We start from the raw sequence: 7,983 nt of genomic DNA on the forward strand, positions 1-7,983 counted from the left end.
GGCGAAGCTCACCGCGCAGTACAGCCAGGCGAAGCTCGGCCAGATCTGGCAGATCGCCAACCCGCTGCTCAACGCGGCCGTGTACTACTTCATCTTCGGCGTCCTGATGGGCACCAAGCACGGCGTCCCGGACTATGTGCCGTTCCTCGTGACCGGTGTGTTCGTGTGGACGTTCACCCAGAGCTCGATCATGGCCGGCACCCGGGCGATATCCGGCAGCCTCGGCCTGGTCCGCGCCCTGCACTTCCCCCGGGCCTCGCTGCCCGTGTCGTACTGCCTCCAACAGCTCCAGCAACTGCTGTTCTCCATGGCCGCGCTGGCCGTGATCCTGCTGGCCTTCGGCGTGCCGGTCACCCTCTCCTGGCTGCTGATCGTGCCCGCCCTGGCCCTGCAGTTCGTGTTCAACGCCGGTGTCGCGATGGTCATGGCCCGCATCGGCGCCGAGACCCCCGACATCTCCCAGCTGATGCCGTTCGTGCTGCGCACCTGGATGTACGCGTCGGGCGTGATGTTCAGCATCGACCGGATCCTCGCCAACCGCGATCTGCCGTACGCCGTGCACCTGTTCCTGGAGTACAACCCGGCGGCGCTCTACATCGACCTCATGCGGTTCGCGCTCATCGACAGCTTCGAGGGCGGCCAACTCCCCCACCACGTCTGGGCGGTCGCCGCGGGCTGGGCGCTCGTCGCGGGCGTCGGCGGATTCATCTACTTCTGGAAGGCTGAGGAGACGTACGGCCGTGGCTGACACCAACACCCTCCCGGGCACGCGGCGGGACACGCCGGGCGCCACCGACACGCCCGCCCCCACCGCCGAGCACGACGCTCCCACCGTCGTGGACGAACCCGTCCCCACCGTCGTCGTCGACGGCGTCGACATCGTCTACCGGGTCAACGGCACGGGAGCCGGGCGCGGCAGCGCCACGGTCGCGCTGAACCGCATGCTCCGGCGGAAGAAGAGCGAGAAGGCGGCCGGTGTGCGCAAGGTGCACGCCGTGCGGAACGTGTCCTTCACCGCGTACCGGGGCGAGGCCATCGGGCTCATCGGCACCAACGGGTCCGGGAAGTCGACGCTGCTCAAGGCGGTGGCGGGGCTGCTGCCGGTGGAGAACGGCCGGATCTACACCGACGGCCAGCCCTCCCTCCTCGGGGTGAACGCCGCGCTGATGAACGACCTCACCGGCGAGCGCAACGTGTACCTCGGCGGGCTCGCGATGGGGATGTCCCGTGAGCAGGTCCGTGAGCGGTACCAGGAGATCGTCGACTTCTCCGGCATCAACGAGAAGGGCGACTTCATCACGCTGCCGATGCGGACGTATTCCTCCGGTATGGCGGCGCGGCTCCGGTTCTCCATCGCCGCGGCCAAGGACCACGACGTGCTGCTGATCGACGAGGCGCTGGCGACGGGCGACCGGTCGTTCCAGAAGCGGTCCGAGGCGCGCATCCGTGAGCTGCGCAAGCACGCCGGGACCGTGTTCCTCGTCAGCCACAACAACAAGTCGATCCGGGACACCTGCGACCGGGTGCTGTGGCTGGAGCGCGGCGAGCTGCGGATGGACGGGCCGACGGACGAGGTGCTGAAGGAGTACGAGACGTTCACCGGCGGCAAGAAGTAACCGCCCGTCCGGCCCGGCCTCCGTCACCGCTCCAGGAACGCGAAGAGGTTCTCCCACCTGTCCACGATCTCCGCCGTCCCGTAACGCCGTACGTTCTCCCTCGCCCTGTCGCCCAGGCGGTCCCTCAGTGCCTTGTCCGACATCAGCAGGTCCAGCTTGCGGGCCAGCTCGGCGGTGTTGCCGGGCGGGGCCAGCAGGCCGTCCTCGCCGTCGGTGACGATCTCGTGGACGCCGGGCGCGCAGTCGAACGCGGCGCACGGGACGGCCATCGCCATCGCTTCCATCAGGGCGAGCGGGAAGCCCTCGCCCCGAGAGGAGAGCGCGAAGACGGAAGCCTCCCGGAGAGCGGCCGGGACGTCGGCGGTACGGCCCATCCAGGCCACCGAGTCGTCGAGGCCGAGTGCCGTGCACTGCTTGCGCAGCAGCTCCTCGTCCTCCCCGGACCCGTAGATCCTGAGGGTCCAGTCGGGGTGGGCGGGGGCGACCTCCGCCCAGGTGTCGAGGAGCATGTCGACCCCCTTCTCGTCGCTCAGCCGGCCGATGCTGACGACGGCCTTCCCGGTGCGCGGCGAGGGCACGTCGGGCAGCCAGGGCACGGCGTTCGGCATGAACGAGGCGTTGTTGAGGCCCTCGCCGATCCACAGGTCGGCGTCCTCACGGGTGAGGACGAGCATGCGGTCGACGTCCGCGTAGTACTTCAGGACGCGGCGGAAGCGGGAGCTGGCCTTCGCGGTCTCGTACGACTCGTGGCTCATGCCGATGACGGTCAGTCCACGGGTGTCGGCGAGCCGCACCCACTCCATCGCCCACACCTGGGTGACGACGACGACCGCGCCCGGGCGGGCGGCGCCGAAGATCCGGGTCAGCCGGGCGGCCCGGTCCCGCATGCTCGCGTCCCGTGCCCGGCCGGGGGCGGGCGGCTGGCCGTCGTACAGCCTGGTCGTGGGGTAGGGGAGGTCGCCGAGGTCGTGCGGGTCCCCCGGTGTGGCGACGCCGATGACGTGGACGCGGTGGCCCCGCTCGGTGAACAGCCGGGCCATCTGGTGGGTCCAGCTGGTCACCCCGCCCAGTTCGTCGACGCTGTTGGCGACGAGGAAGATGTCCCGCCGCCCGTCCCGCTGCCCGGTCACTTGCGCCTCCAGTCGGAGAAGAACTCGTCGACGATCCGCCGCGCGGCCGTGCCCTTGTCGTACTCGCCGAAGGCGGCCGTGAACCGCTCCCGCGCGGCCGCGTACTTCACCGACTGCTCCTCCAGCGAGGAGCCCGCGAGGACGGCGTGCAGTTCGTCCTCCGTGCGGACCACCGGGCCCGGTGCCCGTTCCATCAGGTCGAAGTAGGTGCCGCGGCCCTCGTGCACGTACGCGTCGTAGTCGTACGTGAAGAACAGCATCGGGCGGTCCAGGAGCGCGTAGTCGAACATCACCGACGAGTAGTCCGTGATCAGCGCGTCGGCGAGAGCGAGGAGGGGCGTCACGTCGTGGTGGCCGGACACGTCGACGACGCGGCCGCGCACGGAGGGCGGGAGCACGACGTGGTTGAGGTAGTGGGCGCGGACGAGGAGGACGTACTCGTCGCCGAAGGTCTCCGCGAAGCGCTCCACGTCGAACGGCAACGCGAACCGCTTCTGCCCCGGCTGACGGAACGTCGGCGCGTACAGCAGGATCTTCCTGTCGGCCGGGATGGCCAACTCAGCCGCCAGAGGCGGGCGTTCGGTGGCGACCCGGGCCTGGACGAGGACGTCGTTGCGGGGGTAGCCCACCCGCAGCAGTGCCTTCTCGCGCAGGCGGAAGGCCTTGGCGAGGGTGCGCACATCGTGCTCGGAGCGGATGAGGAAGCGGTCGAAGCGGTCCAGGGTGCGCTGCTGCTCCGCCTGCGCGGCACGGGACTTGAGCTTCCAGCTCGGCTCGTCGAAACCCATGCGCTTGAGGGCGGAGCCGTGCCAGGTCTGGAGGTACGTCGTGCCGGGCCGCTTGGTCAGCTTCAGCGGGTAGCTCTGGTTGTCGATCCAGAACTCGGCGCGGGCCAGCGCCCTGAGGTAGGGAAGGGACCAGCGGCGTACGAGGGTCGCGTCGGAGGGGAAGCCGTCCGGGCGTCCCGCGTACGACCACACCGCCTCGAAGTCGAGGCCCTGGCGGCGCATCTCCTCGTAGATCGCCCGGGGGCTGTCGCTGTACTGCCGGCCGAGGTGGCTCTCGAAGACCACCAGGCGCCGGCGTGGGGGCAGCCGCAGGAACGCCTCGTGGTAGAGGCGGATCTTCGTGTCCCCGGAGGTGGCCTTCTTGCGCAGTGCCTTGGCCTTGCGGTAGCCGGTCTTGGCCAGTCGCCCGGGGGTGCCGCGCAGGCCGCGCACGACGAGGTCGTTGGCCTTCTTGTCCGGGACCAGCCGGAAGGCGAGATGGCCGCGGGCGGAGATGTGCGGCTCGACCCGGTCGGCGACCAACCGGGTCAGGCGGGGGCGGACCGGCAGCTGTCCGGTCGCGAGGCCCGGTTCGGCGGCGGTGAGCCGCGTCGACGTCCGCTCGCCGTCGACACCGAGGTGGAGGCGGACGTCCCACACGGCGTCCACGATGCCGAGCGGCCTAAGGACCTTCTCGATGTCGGCGGTGGCCTCCCACGACACGTACGGGCCCTCGTGCCGTACGACGGCCACCGGCACCCGGAAGGTCCGGAAGCGGACGCCGGGGCGGCGGGCGTAGAACTCCAGCTCTGCGGTGAGCCGGGCGCCGGGCGGGATGACCCCGAGGGGGTTGGTGACGCGGCCGGCGAGCCGGACGACTCCGCTGCGCCCCGGCCGGGTGTACTCGGTCAGCTCGTTGCGCAGGAACATCCTCCCGACCGGCCGTGCGTGGTAGCCGAGTTCGGTGACGTCCAGGATCCGCCGCGCGAAGGGGTCCTCCTCGATGTGCTCGGCACACCAGTAGATCCGCCCGTCGCGCTCGGCCATCGGGGCGGACACCTTGTCGCGGTTGGTGAGGGTGTCCACGGCGGGCAGCAGGTTGTCCCAGTCGCGTTCGCGCAGCAGATAGGCGCAGATCGCGTGGATGGGCTCGACCTCGTCGTACGCGGCCGGGTCGATCGACGCCAGATAGGCGTTGGCCAGCGCGGCGAACTCCCGACGGTAGGCGGCGTCCCGGAACGGCAGGTCCCGCAGGTGCAGCACCAGGTCGTGCTTGAGGAACTTGACGTCCTTGGCGAACTTCAGCTCCTCCAGCCCCCGGTCGGCGAGGAGCCGGTCGACCCGACGGTGGATCTCCATGCGGTGCGCGAAGTTGGCGATCTCGGCCCGCCGGTTGCTGATCGACTCGGCGCCGGGCCGCTCGACGACGTTCCAGTCGTAGACCCGGTTGGGGATGAGCGTGATCCTGCGGGCGGCCGCGTACACCTGGGCGGAGAAGAACAGGTCCTCGTAGTGGATGCCGACGGGGAACTCCAGGCCGCCCTCGACGAGGAAGTCACGCCGGTAGCACTTGTTGGTCGACAGGGTGTCGTAGACCAGCAGGTCGGGCAGCTCGGAGACGGAGTCGAGCGTCCGTGTGCGGGAGTACAGCCACGGATACCACTTGACCTCCTTCTTCGTACGGGTGTCCACATGGACACGGACGCACAGCCCGGAGACGATGTCGGCGCCGGTCGTCTCGGCCGCCTCCAGCATGTTCCGGCAGGCGTTGCGCTCCAGGACGTCGTCGCTGTCGAGGAACAGGACGTACGCGCCGCGGGCCCGCCGGATGCCCTCGTTGCGGGGCGCGCCGCAGCCGCCGCTGTTCTCGGGGAGCCGGTACGCCCGTACGCGGTCGGGGTGGAGGGCGGCGAGCCGGGCGGCCACCTCGTACGAGCCGTCCGAGCTGTGGTCGTCGACGATCACGACCTCGACGCCGCGCAGCGTCTGCTCCAGGACCGACCGGACGGCCGTGGGCAGCCTGGCCTCGTCGTTGTAGACGATGACGACGACGGACACGGCCGGCCCGGCGGGTACGGCAGGCCCGGCTGTCGCTGAGTGCGGCTGCTGCTCCACGTTCACCCCAAACATCATGCTTTGTTCCCTCTATAAGGCATCGCGCCGTTGAGGGCCACTCAGGTAGAGGCCATGGGAGGTACCCGGGTTGCGTCCGGGGCGGGGTGGTGCCACGTCCCCCGCGATACCCTCCGAGGGGACGTGGGAGCGGGAGCAGAGGGGGCCGGTCGATGCGCGGGGTGGTGCCTGGGCCGCTGCGGGCGGACGATCCGCGGGAGATCTCCGGGTACCCGCTGTACGCCAGGATCGGCGAGGGCGGCATGGGAACCGTGTACCTCTCCCGCAGCCGGGGCGGCCAACCGGTCGCCCTGAAGTTGGTCCATCCGGAGTACGCCGACAGCCCGGCCTTCCGGGAACGCTTCGCCCGCGAGGTGGCCGCCGGCCGCCGGGTCTCCGGCTACCACCTGGTGCCGATCGTCGACCACGACGCGGCAGCGCGGCGCCCCTGGCTGGCCACACGCTACATACCGGGCGTCCCGCTCGGCGAGGCTCTGGACACCCACGGCCCGCTGCCGATGCCGACGGTGCTGCAACTGCTGGCCTGCGCCGCCCACGCGTTGGACGCCGTGCACACCGCCGGGGTCATCCACCGCGACCTCAAGCCCGCCAACCTGCTCCTCGCCGCCGACGGGCCCTGGCTGCTGGACTTCGGCATCGCACGGGCCGCGGGCGCCGCCACGCTCACCACCGCCGGCCGCCTCATCGGCACCCCGCGCTACATGTCCCCCGAGCACGCGCTGGGCCGCCGGGTCACCTCCGCGTCGGACGTGTTCGCCCTCGGTCTGGTCGCCGCGGTCGCCGCCACCGGACGCCACCCGTACGGCCGTGGCAACCCGCTCGCCATCGCGACGCGCATCGCCGCGACCGACGTCGACCCGCCCGCCCTCGACGGCATCGACCGGCCCCTGCTCGACGTGATCCGCCGCTGCCTCACCGCCGACCCCGTAGCCCGCCCCTCGGCCGCCGACGTCGCCGAGCACTGCGCGGGAGCGGCCCGCAGGGACGTCCGCGACTTCACCGGCTGGCTCCCGGCGCCCTTCGCGACGTCGGTGGCCATCATCGAGACGGCGTTCCACACCCTGTCGCTCACCGAGGCCCCGACGGCTCCGGTCCCCCCGAGCCTGGCGAACGCCCCGACGGCCCGCAGGCTCCCGGCGACGGCGCCGATCACGATGCGGGACGAGGAATGGCAGCGCCGGGTACGGCGCGAACCGTAGGCCCACTTACCGCACCACGTACCGGTACCCACACGGAACCGTAACGCCTGCTCCAGGTGTCGTAAGTGCCGTATAAGCTTCGGAACCGCTTCAAGTGCCCGCACGCGGCACAGGAGTTCGGCACCGTACCGGGGGAGGCTCCCATTACCACCAGCACTGGCGACATCCTGAGCCCGCTGGGACCGCAGGACCCACGAGAGACCGCCGGCTACCACCTGCAGGCCCGCATCGGCGAGGGCGGCATGGGCACGGTCTATCTGTCGCACACCCGCGGCGGCCAGCCGGTCGCCCTGAAGGTCATCCGCCGGGAGTACGGCCAGGACGCGGACTTCCGCCGCCGTTTCGAGCAGGAGGTCCAGGCCGCGCGCCGCGTCCAGGGCTACCACATCGTCCCGGTCGTCGACCACGACACCACCGGCGAACTGCCCTGGCTGGCCTCCGCGTTCATCGCCGGCATCCCCCTGCACGACGCCCTCGTCGCGTTCGGGCCGCTGCCGCTGCCCGCCGTCTTCCAGCTGGTCGGCTGCACGGCCCGCGCCCTGACGTCGATCCACGCGGCCGGCGTCATCCACCGCGACCTCAAGCCCAGCAACATCCTGCTCGGCACCCAGGGCCCGTACGTCATCGACTTCGGTATCGCCCGCGCCGCCGACGCCACCCAACTGACCCAGTCCGGCGGCCTGATCGGCACCCCGCAGTACATGTCCCCGGAGCACGCGCTCGGCGAGCAGGTCACCCCGGCGACCGATGTGTTCTCCCTCGGTCTGATCGCGGCGGTCGCCGCCACCGGCCGCCATCCGTACGGCGACGGCGGCGCCATCACGATCGCCGCGCAGATCGCCAACACCTCCCAGCGCCCGCCGCAACTCGGCGGGTTTGACGAGCAGTTGCGATCCCTGCTGGAGCGCTGCCTGACCGCCGATCCGGCCGAGCGCATCGGCACGGAGGAACTCGCGGCGCTCTGCCAGGAGTTGACGGGCCGTGGCCGGGGGAGCGGTCGCCGGGGGCGCCGGCGGCATCTGCGGTGCTGTCGGCTGCGGCGGGGTCTGCGCGGACTGCTCGCGCCGGACGATCTCGGCGGTGAGCGGCTCCGGCAGCCAGCCGTTGAAGTCGCTGAGGCCACGGCCCGTCAACTCCT

Annotated in this window: 6 protein-coding genes; 4 read left to right on the top strand and 2 right to left on the bottom strand. The window is 71.1% G+C overall.

Annotated elements, in window-relative coordinates; all coding sequences use genetic code 11:
- On the top strand, window positions 1-748 hold a 748-nt coding region (locus tag AOK15_RS30235), incomplete at its 5' end, for an ABC transporter permease (RefSeq protein WP_055521521.1).
- An 88-nt stretch (window positions 749-836) separates the two neighbouring features.
- Window positions 837-1,616, top strand: coding sequence for an ABC transporter ATP-binding protein (locus AOK15_RS30240; RefSeq protein ID WP_055521523.1), 780 nt, complete (start codon window positions 837-839; stop codon window positions 1,614-1,616).
- A gap of 23 nt (window positions 1,617-1,639) precedes the next feature.
- Here the strand turns inward: AOK15_RS30240 and AOK15_RS30245 are convergent, their stop codons facing one another.
- The gene (locus tag AOK15_RS30245) at window positions 1,640-2,746 is read right to left on the bottom strand and encodes a glycosyltransferase (protein WP_055521522.1); all 1,107 of its coding nucleotides are present in this window, start codon (window positions 2,744-2,746) and stop codon (window positions 1,640-1,642) included.
- The gene (locus AOK15_RS30250; protein WP_240508667.1) at window positions 2,743-5,646 is read right to left on the bottom strand and encodes a bifunctional glycosyltransferase/CDP-glycerol:glycerophosphate glycerophosphotransferase; all 2,904 of its coding nucleotides are present in this window, start codon (window positions 5,644-5,646) and stop codon (window positions 2,743-2,745) included. The genes AOK15_RS30245 and AOK15_RS30250 overlap by 4 nt, the downstream gene beginning before the upstream one ends.
- Window positions 5,647-5,798: 152 nt before the next feature.
- Here AOK15_RS30250 and AOK15_RS30255 point away from each other — a divergent pair, with 152 nt between their 5' ends.
- Together AOK15_RS30255 and AOK15_RS30260 are read left to right on the top strand one after the other, a co-directional pair.
- Window positions 5,799-6,845: a serine/threonine-protein kinase gene (locus AOK15_RS30255; RefSeq protein WP_205632261.1), complete on the top strand. Its 1,047-nt coding sequence runs from the start codon at window positions 5,799-5,801 to the stop codon at window positions 6,843-6,845.
- 242 nt (window positions 6,846-7,087) lie between these two features.
- Window positions 7,088-7,983, top strand: an 896-nt coding sequence (locus tag AOK15_RS30260; RefSeq protein WP_240508668.1) for a serine/threonine-protein kinase, incomplete at its 3' end; no start/stop codon positions are given.

This window comes from Streptomyces ossamyceticus (assembly GCF_001418475.1).
GTDB lineage: Bacteria > Actinomycetota > Actinomycetes > Streptomycetales > Streptomycetaceae > Streptomyces > Streptomyces ossamyceticus.